The organism is Xanthobacter pollutisoli, assembly GCF_040044995.1.
GTDB lineage: Bacteria > Pseudomonadota > Alphaproteobacteria > Rhizobiales > Xanthobacteraceae > Xanthobacter.
Map to the genome: position 1 here is coordinate 1 of NZ_JBDZDP010000035.1, position 17,455 is coordinate 17,455.

Here is a 17,455-nt window from a genome sequence, read left to right on the forward strand (position 1 = left end):
GGCATGGGACGCATCAAACGCTTCAAGCGCGTCGCGCTACGCTGCGAAAAGACGGCTCGAAACTTCCGATCCATCGTCAGTTTCGCCGCAGGCCTCTGCTTGATCAAATTCGTCCACACGGCCTAGCGTCGGTTCATCGATAAAATTAGCCAGCCAGACGGCGTCCCTCCGCGCCTTGATGATGGGGCCGATTGAGGCAGGCACATCCGGGAGGGCCTCGATCGTTTCGAAGACAGCGGTTTCAAGATTCGCCATGGTCTTCCCGCCGGCTGAAACCGACGTACCGGAACCCGTCAAAACCACGAGGTTTTCCATGCGTAGCCATTCGGAGATCAGAGCTTGGAGGCGAACTCGCCCCTGTTTCTGGTCAAGCCCAAGCAGGAGATCTCCAGCATTGCCGTCTTCGGTCAGACCGATGAGCTGGTACTCGATGGGTACAGGCGGCGGCGCCATCTTCATTTTTCCCCCTCCAGGCCGCCACGCAACGGATTGATGATCTGGAGCCCGGCGAAGTCCTTCTCGTTGTCAGTCACCACGACGCATTCATTCGCACCGGCGACGGCGGCGATGATCATGTCGAGTCCGCTACGGGGACGACCCGCCACCTTGCCCTCCGCCATCAGCCGCGCCCAGATCAGGCCGGCCTTGGCGTCGAAGGATAAAATGCGGCCCGTGAACAGGGCCTGCGGCCCCTCCGGCCCGACAAACCAGGCGTCGAGCGCATCGCGTTTCTTGCCGCGGGGCTTTTCCAGAATGCCACGTCGAATTTCAGCGACGGTCAATGACGCAATAAACAGGTCCTCGTCGCGCTGTGTTGCCATCCAAGCCAGCAACGACGCCGACGGCTGCGGCTTGACGATATTGCTGATGATGTTGGTATCGAGGAGATAGCGCGTCACAGATCGACCTTACGCCCCTCTTCACGCGGGCGGGAAAGATCAAGCTCCGCGCCCACCAGCGGCGAGCGGCGTAAAGCGGTGAGGATGCCGCCGGGCTTGGGTGGTTCGCCAGCGACGACTGTCTTCACGGCCGCGCGAACCTGCTCCGCTTCCGGCCCTTCCTCAGCCAGACGACGGGCAAGAGCGCGTATCAGCTCGCGATCGGATTCGAGCGCCATGATCTCGAAGCGCGTGAAGCCGCGCTGCGTCAGACGGGCGCGGTAATTCTGGATCGCTCTCTTCTGTGCAGCATTGCCCATGGCCACCCTCCATGCTATATCTGGATATATAGCCCAGATTTGTTGTGCAGACAAGTGAGGACGCGATGGCGAAACGCGTTTCAGACAGGCTTGGCCAGAGAGCGGATCGCCGCGCCATCCGATGCCGGTATTTTCCGTCTGCTGTGATGCGCTTTTCTACGCCGGATGGCGCCAGCACCAGCAACAATATGCCGAATGCCGTCGAATACTCTCCGTTGATTTGCGTTGCTTATACTTCGATTCACAACAATCGTGAAGCCGATCAACTTGCAATCGCTATCGAACGGCGCAACGATGGACCAGGACAAACGCCAGCAGCAAAGGAGCGCGCTTCGGCTCGTCGAGCCGGAACTGTCGCTCGTGCGCCGCGGCGACGGTCCCGACCCGCGCCTGAGCGAGTTGGCTCGCCTGCTCGCCCGTCGTGCTGCGCGGGAGGTGTTCGAAGAGCAGATGAAGGAACGCAGCACGACGCGCTCCTGACACCTCAGGAGAGTGCGCTTTGAAAGTCGCGATCTACGCCCGCTATTCGTCCGACAATCAGCGCGACGCCTCCATCGCCGACCAGCTCCGCATCTGCCGCCTCCATGCCGAGAAGCAGGGTTGGCAGGTGGTCGAGGAATATACCGACCACGCCATTTCCGGCGCCTCCCTTCTTCGTCCCGGTATCCAAGCCCTGATCTCGGACGCAGCGCGCGGCCGTTTCCAGTACGTGCTGGCCGAGGCGATGGATCGTCTTTCGCGCGATCAGGAGGACATTGCCGGCCTCTACAAGCGCATGGCCTATGCGGACGTGAAGATCGTCACGCTCTCCGAGGGCGAAGTCACGCATCTGCATGTCGGTCTGAAGGGCACGATGAACGCCCTGTTCCTCAAGGATCTCGCCGACAAGACGCGCCGAGGCCAGCGCGGGCGCGTCGAGATGGGCAAGTCCGGCGGCGGCAACGCCTATGGCTATGATGTGGTGAAGAAGTTCGACGCCGGCGGCGAGCCCATACGCGGCGACCGGACCATCAACGAGTTTCAGGCGGGGGTCATCCGCCGCATCTTCCGTGACTATTCGGCCGGAAAGTCGGCGAAGCGAATTGCCTTCGAGCTGAACAAGGAGGGCATCTCCGCGCCGGGCGGTGGAGAATGGGGCTTCAGCACGATCAACGGCAATCCGAAGCGCGGCAACGGAATCCTCAACAACGAGATGTACGTTGGCAAGCTGGTCTGGAACCGTCAGCGCTTCATCAAAGACCCGGACACTGGCAAGCGCCAGGCGCGCATAAACCCGGAGGAGGACTGGATCACCCAGGATGTGCCCGAGTTGCGCATCCTTGACGACGAGCTGTGGCGGGCGGTCAAGGATCGCCAGAAAGCGGTCAAACTGAACCGTAGCGACAACGGCGAGACCGAGAACCACTTCCGGGAACGTCGGCGCCCCAAATACCTTTTCTCGGGCCTGACCAAGTGCGCCTGCTGTGGCGGTGGCTATTCGATGATCTCGGCTGACCTGGTTGGCTGCTCGACAGCCCGGAATAAGGGCACTTGCGACAATCGCAGGAACATCCGGCGCGATCAGTTCGAGGCGCGCGTCCTGAACGCGCTGCGCCATCACCTGATGGACCCAGCGCTGTTCAAAGAATTCTGCGAGGAATTCACCCGCGAGATGAATCGGCTGCGCATGGAAGGCCGAGCGTCGATCGATGCGGCCGAGGCCGAGATCAAGCGAATCGACCGGGAACTCGACAAGTTGATGAAGCTCATCCTCGCGTCCGACAGCGACGACGCCCCCACCCGGATGATGAAGCAGATGAAGGAGCTGGAGGCTCGCCAGAAGGAGCTAAAAGCGTTCCTGCAGGACGCCCAGGAGCCGCCGCCCCTCCTGCATCCAAACATGGCGCATCACTACCACGCCCAGGTGGATGAGCTGTATGCGGCGCTTCAGGAGGATTCGGAGGAAAAGCGGATGACGGCGGCCGACCTGATTCGCTCGCTGGTGAAGGAGATCATCCTGACGCCGGCAGAAGGCGAGCTTCGGGTCGACGTGCGAGGTGATCTGGCTGGAATTCTTGCGATTTCGCTCAAAAGCAAACGGCCCGCCAGAGGGGCGGGCCGATCGCAAGTCGAGATGGTTGCGGGGACCTGCTCTGATCAGAACTTGCGAACGCAAAAAAGCCGCCCGGTGGGGGCGGCTGATTTGCGCGATTTGGTATCGCAATTTGAGATGGTTGCGGGGGCAGGATTTGAACCTGCGACCTTCAGGTTATGAGCCTGACGAGCTACCGGGCTGCTCCACCCCGCGTCAGAGCCGAAAATGAGCCGGCGAACCGGCCATCGGCGAGGCGTATGTAGCAATCCCTGCCGGTGATTGAAAGGGCAGGCGCCTAAAAAAATGCCGCCCTCGCCGAAGCCTGTGGACGGACGACCGCTGAAGCCTGCGTACTCAAGGCTTGCCTCGACGATCAGCCGGTGAGCAGCCAGGCCCCGCCGATGAGGACCACCTCGCCCACCAGGACGCCGGCGAACACCGAGCGGCGCAGCAGGGTGAAGCCGCAGACGCCAGCGGCAACGGCGCCGAGCCGCAGCGCAAGCGGGACGGCAGCGAGCGCCCCGGCCGGGTTGAACAGGAGACGGGCGACCACGGCCGCCAGAAGCGCCGTCGCCACCGCTTTCACCCAATGGAACAGGGGGCTGCCGTCGGACACCCGCCGCCCCGCCACCACGGCGAGGCTGCGCCAGACCTCAGTGGGCAGGAAACCGAGCAGCACCACCAGCAGCAGGGCCGCGCCTTCGCTCAGCTGGCCGTTCATCGGACGGGTCCCGCGCTGCGGCGCCGCTCCAGCAGCCGACCCACCGCAAAGGCCGCGGTGCCGCCGCCGATGCCGGCGATGAGCAGGTCGAACCCGTCAAGACTCATGGAGAGGGGCATAAGGAAGAATCCCGCGGCGAGGGCGAGCCAGTCGGTCGGTGCGGCGGCGTTGCGCACCATCAGCACGGTGAAGCTCAGCGGCGTGAGCAGGAGCAGGCCGGCGGAGAACCAGGCGGGCACTTCTCCTGCCATGGAATAGCCGGCAAGGGTGCCGAGGCAGCTCACCGCGATCAGCGCATTGCCAAGGCCAAGCGTGAACGGCACCCGCGCCTCGCCGGGCAGGTGCGGCAGCAGGCGCAGCCCCTCGAGCCACACGGTCATGGCGACGTAATGGGCGCAGACCAGCTCCCACAGCAGGCTGCGGCGCGGCCCGCGCATATAGGGCGCCACCGAGACCACCATGGGCAGCAGCCGCATGGATGAGAGCGCCACCGCCAGCGCCACCGCCGGGAGCGCCGTGCCGGCGGCAAGCCCGCCCATGAGGATCAGCTGGGCCGGAAGCGCCCAGACGAGGAAGGTGGATGCGACGCCCGCGCCGATGGGAAAGCCCATGCTTTGTAGGACGGCGCCAAATCCGAGATAGCTCGCGAAAAGGACGATGGCCGGCACCGACACGGCGCTGCCCACGCCCTTGAAAAACCAGACGAGCGGCGAGTGATGGACGTGAAGTCTCGCGGGCGGGGCGTTCACGCGGCAAGATTCCTCGGGCAGGAAACAGGGGATGCGGCCCTGAGGCGGCTGATCCTCCATAGCATCGCCCAATGGACGCGGGGAGGCATTCCGCCGCAGAGCGGACCCCGGTGCCATGCGTGCAGGGAAGCCTTGGGGCGGGTCACCCGCCTATGCGTCCCTCCATATGCGTTTCAGTCGAGCGCCAAGGTCAGGCGATCCATTATTGAGCCGCATCACAATCGACACAATAGTTCGACCGCCTACTACTCGCGTGCAGTGATGGCCGAAGTGGTCACGCGGCGAATAGCCGAATATGACGCCGAGACGCAGACAAAGCCTATTATACAGACTCTTATATTACTTATTTTTGTCTATGGTATGACAGTCCGGACGGTGCCGAGTGTTGCCGCAGGGAGACAGTGCTGGCGACCGAAGTGGGGTATCACCCCTCTCATCCTGCTTCACTTTGGGCTCGGGGATTCTCACATGCGCAGGTCGCTGCTCGTAACCAACATTCTCGCCGTGCTGATGGCCGGCGGCGCCGCTCAGGCTGCCGACCTCGCCATGAAGCCGGTCACCAAGGCGCCCGTCGCGGCGCCGTTCAGCTGGACCGGCTTCTACATCGGTGCTCAGGCCGGCTACGGCTGGGGGCAGAACGACTTCAGCAACTCCTTCGATCCGCTGAACCCGTCCACCATCAGCCCGGTCGACGCTGAGTACTCCACCGACGGCTGGATGCTCGGCGGCCAGGTCGGCTACAACTGGCAGATCAACAACATCGTGCTCGGCGTCGAAGCCGACGCGGTGTGGTCGGACATCTCCGGCAGCGGCAGCTATTACAACGGCATCGCGCCGAGCTGCATCCAGAGCAACGACGCCTGCACCTCCAAGATCGACGCGCTTGGCACCATCACCGCGCGCCTCGGCGTCGCCTACGACCGCATCCTGCTCTACGCCAAGGGCGGCGCGGCCTGGGCCACCACTTCGCACACCGCTGGCAGCACGGCCCCCGCGCCGTTCGGCTACAGCGCCACCGCCGACAGCACCCGCTGGGGCTGGACCTTGGGCGCCGGCGTGGAGTGGGCGTTCTTCAACAACTGGTCGGCCAAGATCGAGTACAACTACATCGATCTCGGCAGCAGCGACGTGACCTTCGCCTTCGTGCCGAACACCTTCATCAACCCCTACGTGGCGACGGTGGACCAGACCGTTCAGGCCGTGAAGTTCGGTATCAACTACCGCTTCTGATGCCTGACCGCCCGGCCCCCAGCCCGGCGATCCCTCTCGAGCCCCGGCTTTGCTGGGGCTCTTTTTTTGCGCGCCGGGATCAAGACGGCAGTGGCAGGCCGACCGCAGCGCGCCGTCGCATCGAATTCCCCGCGCGCCGCCGCGTCAGGCTGATCCGACGCCGAAGGCCGGGGGCCATGATATGCGGGGTCGAGCGCGTGCGTTACGGGACGCGATAGCGTCCGAAAGACGGAAGACAGGGCGAAGCCGTCTGGGCCGGCTGGTTCGGCCTGGGCGACGGTGCGGGCAAGTGCACTGCGGTCAGAGAAGTGAGGGAGGCCGCCGCGATGCCGCCACGCGATTCTCGCAGCCGGCCTACGCCGGCGCGCCCGCCCAGCAGGCCGGAACGACACCTTTCAGAAGACATCGCGGAAGAATGACTGGACGGGAGCGCGCCGAGCCCTCCGCTCGCGTATCGCGTCGCCCTGCGTGGAACTCAGCCGGCGGCGGCACGGGTCATCATCTGCAGCCCGAGCACCATGATGCCCACGGCCGCCACCCAGCTGCCCCCGGCCCGCAACGCGATCGGCCGCCAGGTCCCGCCGCGCAGGAAGGCGATGGCAGCACCGATTCCCAGCGTTACCACCGCGTAGCCGCTCGCAATCATGCCCGAGATGAACAGAAGGCGGTCGGTGGCAGGCCCCATGGTGGCAGCGTTCTGCGCGCCATGGAGCAGGCCGGCAACGACGGCGAGGGCGATGAGCGCCGGCAGTGGCAGCCGCGCCGCCGCGGCGACTGCAAGCCCCATGGCGGCCACGAGGACCAGGCCGAGGATCGGCGCCTCGGTGGGAAGCTGCAGCACCATTTCCGCCATTGCCCCGGCCAGAAGGGCCAGGGGAAAGGCGAGGACCACCCACCGGGCGCGCGCGGCGCCCTGGAAGGCGGCAAGCACCGCCAGGGCGATCCAGGGCAGCACTTGCTGGAGATCGGTGAGGGGGTGGAGCGCGCCGCTGTAGAAATCGCCGAGCCGCGTGTCCACCAGATGGGCTTCGGCCACCCCGGGCGTGAGCGCCAGCGCGGCCGCGAGCGCGAGAAGTCGTGCTGCGCGCCTCATGCGATGATCCCGACCGCCCCGAGCAGGAAATAAAAGCCGACGCAGCCGATGGCCGCGCCGCAGGCGCGCACCGCCGCGGCCCCCGCCTCCCAGCGCACCAGCACGCCGATGAGGATGCCGAGGAGATGCAGCATCCCCGTGGCCACCACGAAGCCAACCGCATAGGCGACGGCGTCGGCCGCCTCCGGCAGCTCCTGGCCATGGGCATAGCCGTGGAAGACCGCGAACACACCGACGAGGATGGCCGCGGCCCACAAGGGCGGACGCACGTTGAGCGCCACCATCATGCCGAGGGCAATGCCCGAGATGGCGATGAGCGGCTCGACGAAGGGAATATCGATGCCGCTGATGCCGAGCAGGCCGCCCACCGCCATCACCAATGGGAAGGTGATGGGAAGCACCCAGATGGCGGGATTGCCGAGCTGCGCGCCCCACAGGCCCACCGCCACCATGGCGACGAGATGGTCCGGCCCGAGCAGCGGATGGAGGAAGCCGCTGAGAACGCCCTCCTGCACGCCGGATCCGGTATGGGCGAGGGCGGGCGCCAGCGGAATGGCGCACAGCGCCAGCGCCAGCGTCAGGCGGGAAAAGGGAGCAATCCTGGTCATCATCATGATCCTCGCAAGGAAAAGCGGGCGCCTTCGGCGCTCATATCCGGGTCAGGAACCAGAAGGAGGCGACGGAGCCGATGACATAGGCCGGGATGGCAGCACCCCATCGCGGCAGCAGCGCCTGCGCCTGCCGGTGCGCCCAGAGCAGCGCCAGCACCACCATCACGAACATGAGCTGGCCGATCTCGACGCCCACGTTGAAGAACAGCAGCGCGATAGGCAGCGTCGCCTGCGGGATGCCGAGGCTGGTCAGGGCGCTGGCGAAGCCGAGGCCGTGCAGCAGGCCGAAGGCGAAGGCGACGGTCCAGGGATAGCGCGCGGTGAGCCCCTCCTCCCCGCGCTGGAGCTTCACGATCTCGACGCCTACGAAGACGATGCTGAGGGCGATGGCCGCATTCAGCGGACGCTCCGGTACGCCGACCCAGCCAAAGGTCGCCGCCGCCAGCGACAGGCTGTGGCCCACCGTGAAGGCGGTGATGGTCTTCACCAGCTTCCAGCCGCCCCGCACCAGCCAGATGAGGCCCAGCACGAACAGCAAATGGTCGATGCCGCGCAGGATATGGTCGATGCCGAGGTTCACATAGGTCTCGGCCAGCTCGCGCCAGACGACGAGGTCGGTGCCGGGATTGCGCGCCGCCGTGGCGAACGGCTTGGCGGCACTCACCGTATAGGCCTCCATGGGCCCGTCGTGAGGCAGGACCCGGATGGTCGCCACCGACTGCTTGCTGCCGAGCCCCATGAAGCTCAGCCGGCCCACCAGCCCGCGCTCTCCGCAGATGAGCTCCGGCGCTTCCCAGCGGCAGTGGGGCGGAAAGATGGGCTGCAGCGTCGGATCGGTGGGCGGCATGGTCCACTGGCCGATGAAGCGGCCCGGCGCGATCTCGCGCAACGTCAGCACCGCCATGGTCGCCTCGTGGGCGCGCGCCGCCTGAGCGAGGCCGCACAGCACCAGCAGGAGCGCGCCGAGCGCCCCGAGCCATCGCATCCGCGGAAGGAAACGCATCATCATGGCTCGTCGCGCCGGATCACATAGGCCTTGCCGAGATCGCGAGTCGCCGCGATGGCGAGGATGCGGCGTCGCTCGTCCTTCCAGGTCTGGGCCACCTGGGACCCGACCTCGGAAAGATCGACCTTCCGGCCGGGCACGAAGGTGTCGAGGCGCACCACGTGCCATCCGTCGGCCGCCGCCAGCACGCGCCATGTGCCGGGCGAGCCCTCCACCAGCTGGTCCACGAACGCCTTGCCGAATGAAGGCTCCAAAGACTGCCGCGGCCGCTGGCCGAAGATGGTGGCGCGCCGCTGCACCTCCTCCGATTCGGTACCGGCCAGGATCTGCTCCAGCACCGTGCGCGCCTCGGCCTCGGCGGCGGGGCCGGAAAAGGCGACGTCGATGAAGCTGACGAAATCGGGAATGTCGTAATCGGCGCGGCGCCGCTCGTACCAGGCGGCAAGCTCTGCGTTGGAAGGCTCATCCACCTGGACGCCGTTGAAGATGAGGAGCCGCATCTTGTGCGTGATGCGGTCCCGAATCATCTCGTCGCCCTTATCGAGGCCCTGGGCGAGCGCCTCGCGGAAGGTGATCTCGTTGAGGATCCACAGGTCGATGAGGCGCTTGAGTTCGTCGGCACCGGGCTCGCGCCCCTCGTGCTCGGGCTTGAAAGCGTCAATGATCGACTGGCGCACCTCGGGGGTGACCTCGATCAGCCGCTCCTTGCTGACGGACGGGGTGACCGCGGCATGCACGGCAAAGATCGTCGCCCCCATCAGCATGAACTGAATCAACGGCTCGCGAAGCAGCCGCACCACGAACCCCCGCAGGGTGCCAGCCCCGCCGCCGGGCCGCTGCGCGCCCTCGTTCCTGCCTGATGCCGCCACCGCTCCGTCCCCCTTCGCGCACGCCGCTGCCGGGCCGGGCCGACCCGAGCCGCCCCGCCGGCCCTCTCCTACTGGCCCGGTGGTGTCGGACTCATGACAGCGCAGCCGGCAACGGATTGGCGCAGGCCTCGGGCACGCGGGCGCGAAGCCGGCGAATACTTTGGAATGACGGGCTAAAAATTACTTATTCGGCTTACATTCGCGGCCGTCACGGAAGCTTCAGGAAGAGGTCACAGAACACCGATAGTAGAGGGCCATCGGATTCTCGACATCCGAAGGCAGCGAAGGGGTTGGAGAATGAAAAAGGGGATGCTGGCGCAGCAGCTCATCGTAGGAGCCTCGGCGCTCGCGGTGGCCGGTGGCGCCATGGTGGTGCCTGAGGCGCCGTCGTTCGCCGACAGCTACATGGCAGGCGACTTCCATAACCACACGCCATGCTCGGACGGCCGCTCGTCGGTCGAGACCATGGTGAAGAAGGCCGTGCAGAGCTTCGGCCTTGAGTGGCTGGGCGCCGCCGACCATGGCGGATCGAGCCCGCGCGACTGCCGGGTGGACGACCCGGAAGGCGACGGCTCCAACACCGGCACCGGAAAGTTCTGGGACGTAGCCCCCGTGACTGCCGTCAAGGGCGACGTGGCCATGTCCGGCGGCCATCGCTCCATGTGGCGCTGGCAGTCTGCCGAGGAGATCATCTACCCCGAGCTCACCCGCCTCGCGAAGCAGCTCAACAAGCCCATGCTCTACGCCGGCATCGAGACCAACGTGCCGGGCCATGAGCACACCTCCATGACGGTGATCGGCAACCAGAAGCCGCAGAACTTCGGCGGCGACGTGGGCGATGCCGGCGCGGTCGCCGAGTTCGAGTACCGCTTCGACCGCTCGGACACCGACTTCAGCAAGGGTGCGCCCAACCACAATTGGGAAGGCAAGGTTGCGAACGCCTCCGGCACCGGCTCGGGCCTGCTCAACCACCAGAACAAGGCTGTGCCCAGCGTCGCCTGGATGCAGAAGTATTACCCGCTGGACAGCTACTACGTGCCCGCCCACGTCGAGCGCGCCGGCGTGTTCAACCCCAACGGCAACAACGGCTTCAACGTCGAGCACTTCCGCGACTTCAACAACGCGGGCCCGACCGTCGCCGTCGGCTTCGAGAGCCAGCCCGGCCACCAGGCCTCCAACAACCGCGGTGAATACCGCGCGGGCTTCTGCGGCACGGGCTGCGATTCGGTGGGCGTGACCACCTTCGGCGGCACCGGCATCTATGCCGCGAAGATCGGCGGCCTGTGGGACGCCATGCTGGGCGAAGGCCGCAACTGGTTCTTCTACGCCAGCTCCGACTGGCACAACCGCGGCGCCTTCAGCATCTACGAGAAGTCGACCACCGCCGACTTCTATCCCGGCGAGTACCAGAAGCTCTACGTGCCGCGCCCGGCCGCCGGCACCGCCCTGCGTCCGCAGGTGGTGGTGGATGGCGTCCGCTCGGGCAACTCCTACTCGGTGATGGGTGACCTCATCACCGGCGAGCTGAGCTACACCGCCAGCGTGATCGGCTATGCGGCTGCGGGCTCCGCCAAGATGGGCCAGACGCTGGTCGTCCCCCGCGGCCGCTCGGTGCAGCTCACCCTCGAGGTGAACCTGCCGACCGCCGTCAACAACTCGCCCTACAGCTTCAACAATCCCTCTCTCGCGCAGATCGGGATCAAGGAAGCTCTCAACCGGCCGACGCTGCGTCAGGTCCAGTTCATCAAGGGCAACGTGACCGGGGTGGTGGCGCCCTCCAGCGCCAACTACACCAACGCCAGCAACCCGACCGCGGCCTCGTTCGCCTCGTTCGACGCCACCAAGTGGACCGCCAAGGGCCAGAAGCGGACGATGGTCGTGACCATCGCCAACGTGCAGAACAACATGTACGTCCGCGCCCGCGGCAGCAACCTGCCGGCCTCGGTCCCGGCCGAGACCGACGCCCAGGGCAACCCGCTCAACGACTGGGATCCGGAGAACGCCACGCAGGGCCCGTACGTGCCCTGCAATGACGCCGCCTGCCCCGCGCACATGGTGGTGCGCGACGGCAAGAAGATCTCCAGCTACGACGTGGCCGGCTGGTCCGACCTGTGGTTCTACACCAACCCCATCTTCATCCGTGTCGCCGACCAGCCGAAGCTCCTCGTGGAGACCAACGGCGCCCTGGCGATCTCGCTGAAGAAGTGATCGCGGCGGCAAAAGCCGCCCACCGCAACGTCCAGCGCCCGGGAGCCGCACAGGCCCCCGGGCGTTTCTTGCCGTAGGAACAAGGTCCCGATGTCCGACGCCCGCGTGGCCTCGCCCGCGCCGCCCCCCGCCGCCCCGCTCGCGGCCGCGCGCATTCGTCTCGTGGCGGTTTCGACGGTCGCCTTCACCTCGGGCTTCGCAGGGCTCGGCTACGAGATCGTCTGGGCCCGCATGCTGGCCGTGGCGCTGGGGCACGAGATCGTCGCCGTCCTCGGCGTGGTCTCCGCTTTGTTCGCCGGCCTCGCCTTGGGCAGCCTGCTCCTCGGCCGCCGCATCGCCCGCTCCGGGCGCCCCGCCTTCTGGTATGCCGGGCTGGAAGTGGTCATCGGCGTGTGGGCTCTCGCCCTCATCGTCCTGTCACCGCTCGCCACGCGCCTCGTTCCGGCCGTGCTGCCCCTCGATGCCAGCGCCGTCGCCCAGTGGCTCGTGGCGTTCAGCCTGCCCCTCTTTCTGCTGCTGCCGGCGACCCTCGCCATGGGAGCCACCCTGCCGGCGCTCGAAGCCATGCTCGCCCCGCTCCTCGCCTCGGGCGGCGCAGTGGGTCCGGTCTATGCCGCCAACACGCTGGGGGCGGTCGCCGGCACACTCGCCACGGCCTTCCTTCTCATTCCCGCCGTCGGTCTTTCCACGACGCTGGCTGTGTGCGCGTTCCTGAACTTCGGCTGCGCCGCGCTCCTACTGGTTCGCCCCGCAGCCCGTCGCGCCATTGCCAGCCCGGACCGGTCAGCGCAGGGGCGCGCGCCTCTCGCCGGCCTTTTCATCACCGGACTTCTCGGCATCGGCTACGAGGTGCTGACGGTCCGGGTGTTGAGCCAAATCCTCGAAAACACCATCTACACCTTCGCCTTGCTGCTTGCCGCCTACCTCGCGGGGACCGCGCTGGGGGCCGGCCTGCACCACCGCTTCGCCGGCCGGGCGGACCCGCGCCGGCTGACCTCCACTCTCGTCGCCGCCACCGCCCTCGCCTGCCTCGCCGGAGCCGCCCTGCTCGGTGTGTCCGACGTCTTGCTCGACACGCTGCGCAACCTGCTGCCGGCGACGGTGGAAGGCCGGCTTGGCGCGGAGCTGGCGATTGCCGCCCTCACCTTCCTGCCTCCCACCATCGCCATGGGCGCGCTGTTCACCCAGCTGGCGCAGGCCGCCAGCGACCGCGCCGGCGGGGTGGGCGATGCGCTGGCCGCCAACACCCTGGGTGCCGCCCTCGCGCCTATCCTGTTCGGCCCCGTGCTGCTCCCGCTGCTCGGCGCCAAAGCAGCCTTCGCCGTGATCGCGCTCGGCTATCTCCTCGCCTTGCCCGACCTGCGCCGGCCCGCGACCCTCGCCGCCGGATCCGTCGCCGCCGCCACCCTGGCGCTGGTGCTGGCGCCGGTCTCCTTGCGCTTCGTGCCGATCCCGCCCGGCGGGGCGCTGCTGTGGCATCGCGATGGGGTGATGGCGGCGGTGAGCGTGGTGCGCAACGGCGTGGGCGACCAGCACCTTCAGGTGAACAACCATTTCCGCATGGGCGGCAGCGCCTCCATGCGCTCGGACCACCGGCAGGCGCATATTCCGCTCCTGCTGCATCCGGATCCGAAGCGGGCGCTGTTCCTCGGCCTGGGCACGGGCGCGACCCTGTCGGCTGCCGCGGACCATCCCGGCCTCGCGGCGGACGGAGTGGAGCTGGTGCCCGAGGTGGTGGAGACCTTCCCCTTCTTCGCCCAATCGGCGCCGGGCCTTGGGAATGATTCGCGCATCCGCGTTCACATCGCCGATGCGCGCCGCTTCGTCCGCAGCGCGGGCAAACCCTATGACGTGATCATCGCCGACCTCTACCACCCCTCCGTGGACGGCTCGGGCGCGCTCTATGCCCGCGAGCATTTCGCCGCGATCCGCGAGCGGCTGGCGCCGGCCGGCGTATTCTGCCAGTGGCTGCCGCTCCACCAGTTGGACATCGGCACCTTGAAGGTGATCGTGCGCACCTTCCTCGACGTGTTCCCGCAGAGCGACGCCTATCTGGCGCAGTTCAGCGTCGAAACCCCGCTCGTTGCCCTGGTGGGCCGTGTGGGCGGTCCGGACGGCGCACAAATCCCCTACCCCGCCGGCTGGCTTGCCCGCCGCGCCGGCGATCCGGCGCTGTCGGCCCGGCTGTCCGCCCTCGACCTGAAGGACGACCTCTCCCTGTTCGGCCTCTATCTTGCGGGCGCCGAGCAGCTCTCGGCCTTCGCCGGACCCGGCCGGCTGAACACCGACGACCACCCCCTCGTCACCGCCGAGGCGCCGCGCGTCGCCTATGCCAGCAGCGATACGCCTGCCGACCGTCTGGTGGCGCTGCTGTCACGCCTGTCGCCGCGCGCATCGCAGGTGGTGTCCGACGGCAACACGCAGCAGCGCCTCGCGGCCTATTGGAAAGCGCGCGACGCCTATCTCGCCATCGGCGCCAGCACGCTCGCGGCACGATCCGCGGGCGCCGCGGCCGCACCGCAGGCGCTGATCGCCGACATCGCGCCCAAGCTGGTCGCCCTGGTGCGGCTCAGCCCCGATTTCGAGGCGGCCTACGCCCCCGTCATCGCCATGGCGCGGCAGCTCTCGGTCAGCGACCCGGCTGCGGCGCGCCAGCTCCTAGAAATGCTGGATAGGGCGAACCCTTCGCGGCCCGAGGCGCGGCGCCTGCTTGCGGTGCTGCCGCCGGGTTCGCCTCCGGCGGGGCCTCGCCGGTCGCCAACACGGTAAAGGGAATCGAGCCGCCATCGGGATGACGGTGGCGGCGCAGGTAGCCGTTCCACTCGATCATATACCGGCCGGGCGGCAGCGGCGCGCTCACGCGGAACTCGGTGCGGCGCACCTGCTCGGGCACCCGCACCCAGTCGATGGGCCAATCGGCATTGTCGGGCCCCCGCAGGCGCACGTCCTGCAGCTCGAACTCGTCGGTGAAGTCGATGGTCACCGCCGGTTGCGGATCCTTGAGAATGTCGTTGGCATTGGGGATCGACTGGTCGAAGGCGCATTGCGCCTGGGCCGAGGCGGCGGCGAACGCGCTCGCCACAAGGACGAGAGCGCCGAGGGCGTAGCGCGGTGTCATGGGATCCTCCGGGTCTTGCGCGGCAGAAGGCCGTCAGGAAAAGCCGATGGCGTAGCCGAAATTGTCGAGCCGCTCGGGAATGGCGTTGAAGGCGATGGAGATGCGCCGCGCGCCGTGGTTCGGCGGCACTTCGTGCAGCAGATAGCTCGGGAACAGCACAAGATCGCCGGCCCGGGTCTCGGGCATCGCCCACTTGCCGCCGTTGAAGGCGTTGACCTTGGCACGGGGATTGGAATTGCCGAAAATGAAGTTCGAGCCGCCGATGGCCTTGTGAAAGACGAGGTTGGCGGAGGGATGCGCCTCTGTGAGATAGACCACCCCCGAGATGAAGCTGTTGGCGTGGGTGTGGATCGCCTGCCGCCCGCCGGGCTCCAGGACGTTCACCCAGATCTCCTTGATCCGCCAGGCCAGCGCCTCGCCGAACAGCACTTCGCCGAATTCCACCACCTTCGGTCCCACGAGCCCGCCGAGCCGGCTGAAGTTGCTGTTGGCCTCCACGCCGGCCACCGGAGTGTGGGAGAGAAGGTCCGAATAGGCATTGGTGAGCGAGGTGGAGGCCACCGCCTCTTCGGCGAAGGCCGCCACGTCCTCGGGGCTCAGCACGCCTGGCGCCCGCATGACGGGGGTGGGAAACAGTCCGATGATCTGGCTCACGATTCTGCCCGTCGTCTCGCGCTGCTGAAAGGGAGCCGGCACTTTCCCTGCCGGTCATGACCCGCGCATGACGGCCCGCTGCGGAGCCGGCCGCGGTCAATGGTCCGCATAGTCGAGGGCTGGCGGGGCGGCGCGGCGCGGCACGACGATGTGCTCCGCCGCGACACGCGTCGCGCCGGCGACCGGGGCGCGCGCCTGCACGGGCGCGCTTTCGCCGCGCTCGGCCGACGGCAGCGCGAGAACCGCCGAGGCGCGCCCGTTCTGCAAGAGCACGTCGCGGACGCTGACGGAACGCAACACCCAGCCGTCGTGACTTTCGCCAACGCGCAGTTGCACCGCACCGCGGCCGGAGGGATCGAGGAACAAGGCGAAATTGTCATCGGTGCTCACCACTGTCCCGATGAGCGTGAGGCGCGGCTTCAGCGGTGTCGGAGCTGCCGGGGCGGCGGCGGGCGCTGGCGGGGCAATGGTCGTGGCGGGTGGCCGCGGCCGGCGCGTCGGCGCGAAGAGGGGCCGTTCGCGCGTAGCGGAGAGTGCGTCGAGCGGGATTTTCCAGAGCGGATTTCCCGTCGGCGCAGGCCCCGCGGCCGGAGTGGGCCCGTCTCCCGAAAGCGCGGAAAATCCGCTGCTCGAGGGGCCGCCGTCGAAAGAGCCGACGGATTGCCCCCCGTCCATCGGGCCGGCCACCGTCACGCCCGACGCAAGAGGCGCTGCCGCAAGGCCCGCCAGCGCAAAGGCGCGCAACAAAGTGCGGAAGAACCTCACCGCGCCCAGCTCGTGATGTCGGCGGCGGACCCGGTTCCGCCCTGCTGGCCGTCCGGTCCGAGCGACACGATGTCGTAGGGCCCGTGCTCGCCGGGCGCGCGATAGACGTAGGGCTTGCCCCAGGGGTCGTTGGGCAGCGTGCCGGCCTTGAGGTACGGCCCGTTCCAGGTGGCGATCCCCGGCGTGCGCTGGACCAGCGCGGCGAGGCCTTCCGACGTGGAGGGATAGCGACCAGCGTCGAGATAATAGAGATCGAGGGCGCTGGAAAAGCCCTGGATCTGGATCTTCGCCGTCTTAATCTTGGAGTCGCCGAGATAGCCCAGCACCCGCGGCCCCACCAGAGCGACGATGAGGCCGATGATGGTGATGACCACCAGCAGTTCCACCAGCGTGTAGCCCGCCTGGGCGCGCCGTCGGCGGCGGCTGGAACCATGGACGCGCCCAAATCGCGGTGCCCCACGGGCGGCTGACCTGAAAGACCCTGCGTTCACGCTTCTCTTCCGATGCATTGGCCGATCGCCGGACGGGCCCGCAATGGCTGAGCCCCTGCCATGGTCTTGGCCGCGAAACCTGCGCGGCCTCGGGCTTAAGGGCGTCGTTCGGACGTCATCGCCCGGGCCGGGCGCATCATGGTCAGGCCGGATGAAGCTTTGACGGCATGCAGATGACGCTATTGTAACGAGCTGATGCGGTGGCATTATTGGGGAATTGGCGCGGATAGGTTGTGTACAGCACCCCAATATTTCTGTCACATGCCGACGATACTAGGAATTTACCGCCGCGGGCCTCGGGTGACCGTCGCGTCGGAAGCCGGCGTGCAACGAGGCATCGGGTGGAGTTGTGGGGACCTTTCATGCAGACCGGGCCGGCTCGAAGGCAGGCGGCCCTCCTCGCGTCTGCGCCGTTCCCGTGCGCACCGCCCCCGTGCGCCTCTTCGTCCCCGCCCGCAGATCTGGCCCGCGGACCCTCTGCGCTCTGTTGCTCGGTGTTCTCCTCGGGGGCTGCTCGTTTTTGCCTGAGGACACGCGACCCCTGAGCCCGATGGATCAGGTTCGGGCTCTGGACCTTTCGCCGCGGCCGATGGCGCCGGCGCCGGCGCAGCAGCAGATCCCCGACGACCGCCGCCCGGTGGAGTATTTCGCCAGCGGGGCGGAGAGCG

At 67.3% G+C, this 17,455-nt stretch carries 17 protein-coding genes, 1 tRNA gene and 1 pseudogene; 5 read left to right on the forward strand and 14 right to left on the reverse strand.

Going from position 1 to position 17,455, the window contains the following annotated elements:
• Window positions 1–36 precede the first annotated feature (36 nt).
• Genes ABLE93_RS25520 through ABLE93_RS25530 form a run of 3 tightly spaced genes read right to left on the reverse strand, consistent with a single transcriptional unit; the run spans window position 37 to window position 1,198 of the window.
• Entirely contained in the window at window positions 37–459 is a 423-nt protein-coding gene (locus ABLE93_RS25520; protein ID WP_348842496.1) for a hypothetical protein, read from the reverse strand.
• A complete protein-coding gene (locus ABLE93_RS25525; RefSeq protein ID WP_012116545.1) occupies window positions 456–899 on the reverse strand; it encodes a type II toxin-antitoxin system VapC family toxin in 444 nt (147 codons plus the stop codon). Before ABLE93_RS25525 ends, ABLE93_RS25520 begins: the two co-directional genes overlap by 4 nt.
• On the reverse strand, window positions 896–1,198 hold the full coding sequence (locus tag ABLE93_RS25530; RefSeq protein WP_012116544.1) for a hypothetical protein: 303 nt from the start codon (window positions 1,196–1,198) through the stop codon (window positions 896–898). The genes ABLE93_RS25525 and ABLE93_RS25530 overlap by 4 nt, the downstream gene beginning before the upstream one ends.
• A 252-nt stretch (window positions 1,199–1,450) precedes the next feature.
• Between ABLE93_RS25530 and ABLE93_RS25535 the strand changes: the two genes are divergently transcribed.
• Together ABLE93_RS25535 and ABLE93_RS25540 are read left to right on the forward strand one after the other, a co-directional pair.
• On the forward strand, window positions 1,451–1,678 hold the full coding sequence (locus tag ABLE93_RS25535) for a hypothetical protein (protein WP_229644185.1): 228 nt from the start codon (window positions 1,451–1,453) through the stop codon (window positions 1,676–1,678).
• Window positions 1,679–1,697: 19 nt separating this feature from the next.
• On the forward strand, window positions 1,698–3,452 hold the full coding sequence (locus tag ABLE93_RS25540) for a recombinase family protein (RefSeq protein ID WP_229646959.1): 1,755 nt from the start codon (window positions 1,698–1,700) through the stop codon (window positions 3,450–3,452).
• Here the strand turns inward: ABLE93_RS25540 and ABLE93_RS25545 are convergent.
• From ABLE93_RS25545 to ABLE93_RS25555, 3 genes are all read right to left on the reverse strand, one after another.
• Window positions 3,409–3,485, reverse strand: a tRNA-Met gene (locus ABLE93_RS25545). The two genes, ABLE93_RS25540 and ABLE93_RS25545, sit on opposite strands and share 44 nt — an antisense overlap.
• Window positions 3,486–3,645: 160 nt before the next feature.
• Window positions 3,646–3,993 (reverse strand): AzlD domain-containing protein, encoded by a 348-nt coding sequence (locus ABLE93_RS25550; RefSeq protein ID WP_348842497.1) that lies wholly within the window; start codon window positions 3,991–3,993, stop codon window positions 3,646–3,648.
• Window positions 3,990–4,742: an AzlC family ABC transporter permease gene (locus ABLE93_RS25555; RefSeq protein ID WP_348842498.1), complete on the reverse strand. Its 753-nt coding sequence runs from the start codon at window positions 4,740–4,742 to the stop codon at window positions 3,990–3,992. Before ABLE93_RS25555 ends, ABLE93_RS25550 begins: the two co-directional genes overlap by 4 nt.
• Window positions 4,743–5,210: 468 nt before the next feature.
• Here ABLE93_RS25555 and ABLE93_RS25560 point away from each other — a divergent pair, with 468 nt between their 5' ends.
• Window positions 5,211–5,972 (forward strand): outer membrane protein, encoded by a 762-nt coding sequence (locus ABLE93_RS25560; protein ID WP_348842499.1) that lies wholly within the window; start codon window positions 5,211–5,213, stop codon window positions 5,970–5,972.
• Window positions 5,973–6,447: 475 nt separating this feature from the next.
• Here ABLE93_RS25560 and ABLE93_RS25565 read toward each other — a convergent pair whose 3' ends face one another.
• From ABLE93_RS25565 to ABLE93_RS25580, 4 genes are read right to left on the reverse strand one after another with little or no spacing between them, the layout of a single operon-like run.
• Window positions 6,448–7,065 carry a HupE/UreJ family protein gene (locus tag ABLE93_RS25565; protein ID WP_348842500.1) on the reverse strand — a complete coding sequence of 206 codons (618 nt, stop codon included), beginning with the start codon at window positions 7,063–7,065 and terminating at the stop codon, window positions 6,448–6,450.
• On the reverse strand, window positions 7,062–7,676 hold the full coding sequence (locus tag ABLE93_RS25570) for a HupE/UreJ family protein (RefSeq protein ID WP_348842501.1): 615 nt from the start codon (window positions 7,674–7,676) through the stop codon (window positions 7,062–7,064). The genes ABLE93_RS25565 and ABLE93_RS25570 overlap by 4 nt, the downstream gene beginning before the upstream one ends.
• Window positions 7,677–7,713: 37 nt before the next feature.
• Window positions 7,714–8,679: a HupE/UreJ family protein gene (locus ABLE93_RS25575; RefSeq protein WP_348842502.1), complete on the reverse strand. Its 966-nt coding sequence runs from the start codon at window positions 8,677–8,679 to the stop codon at window positions 7,714–7,716.
• Between the two features lie 2 nt (window positions 8,680–8,681).
• Entirely contained in the window at window positions 8,682–9,551 is an 870-nt protein-coding gene (locus ABLE93_RS25580) for a peptidylprolyl isomerase (protein WP_348842503.1), read from the reverse strand.
• A 297-nt stretch (window positions 9,552–9,848) separates the two neighbouring features.
• Between ABLE93_RS25580 and ABLE93_RS25585 the strand changes: the two genes are divergently transcribed.
• Both ABLE93_RS25585 and ABLE93_RS25590 read left to right on the forward strand, forming a co-directional pair.
• Window positions 9,849–11,759: a hypothetical protein gene (locus ABLE93_RS25585; RefSeq protein WP_348842504.1), complete on the forward strand. Its 1,911-nt coding sequence runs from the start codon at window positions 9,849–9,851 to the stop codon at window positions 11,757–11,759.
• A gap of 90 nt (window positions 11,760–11,849) precedes the next feature.
• On the forward strand, window positions 11,850–14,528 hold the full coding sequence (locus tag ABLE93_RS25590) for a fused MFS/spermidine synthase (protein WP_348842505.1): 2,679 nt from the start codon (window positions 11,850–11,852) through the stop codon (window positions 14,526–14,528).
• A gap of 52 nt (window positions 14,529–14,580) precedes the next feature.
• On the opposite strand, the pseudogene ABLE93_RS25595 reads toward ABLE93_RS25590, so the two are convergent.
• The 4 genes and pseudogenes from ABLE93_RS25595 to gspG all read right to left on the reverse strand — a co-directional run.
• A pseudogene (locus tag ABLE93_RS25595) lies at window positions 14,581–14,877 on the reverse strand (copper resistance protein CopC); the annotation flags it as partial.
• A gap of 33 nt (window positions 14,878–14,910) precedes the next feature.
• A complete protein-coding gene (locus ABLE93_RS25600; RefSeq protein WP_348842506.1) occupies window positions 14,911–15,531 on the reverse strand; it encodes a TIGR02466 family protein in 621 nt (206 codons plus the stop codon).
• A gap of 96 nt (window positions 15,532–15,627) precedes the next feature.
• Entirely contained in the window at window positions 15,628–15,921 is a 294-nt protein-coding gene (locus ABLE93_RS25605; protein ID WP_348842507.1) for a hypothetical protein, read from the reverse strand.
• Between the two features lie 371 nt (window positions 15,922–16,292).
• Window positions 16,293–16,805, reverse strand: coding sequence for a type II secretion system major pseudopilin GspG (gene gspG / locus ABLE93_RS25610; protein ID WP_348842508.1), 513 nt, complete (start codon window positions 16,803–16,805; stop codon window positions 16,293–16,295).
• Window positions 16,806–17,455 lie beyond the last annotated feature (650 nt).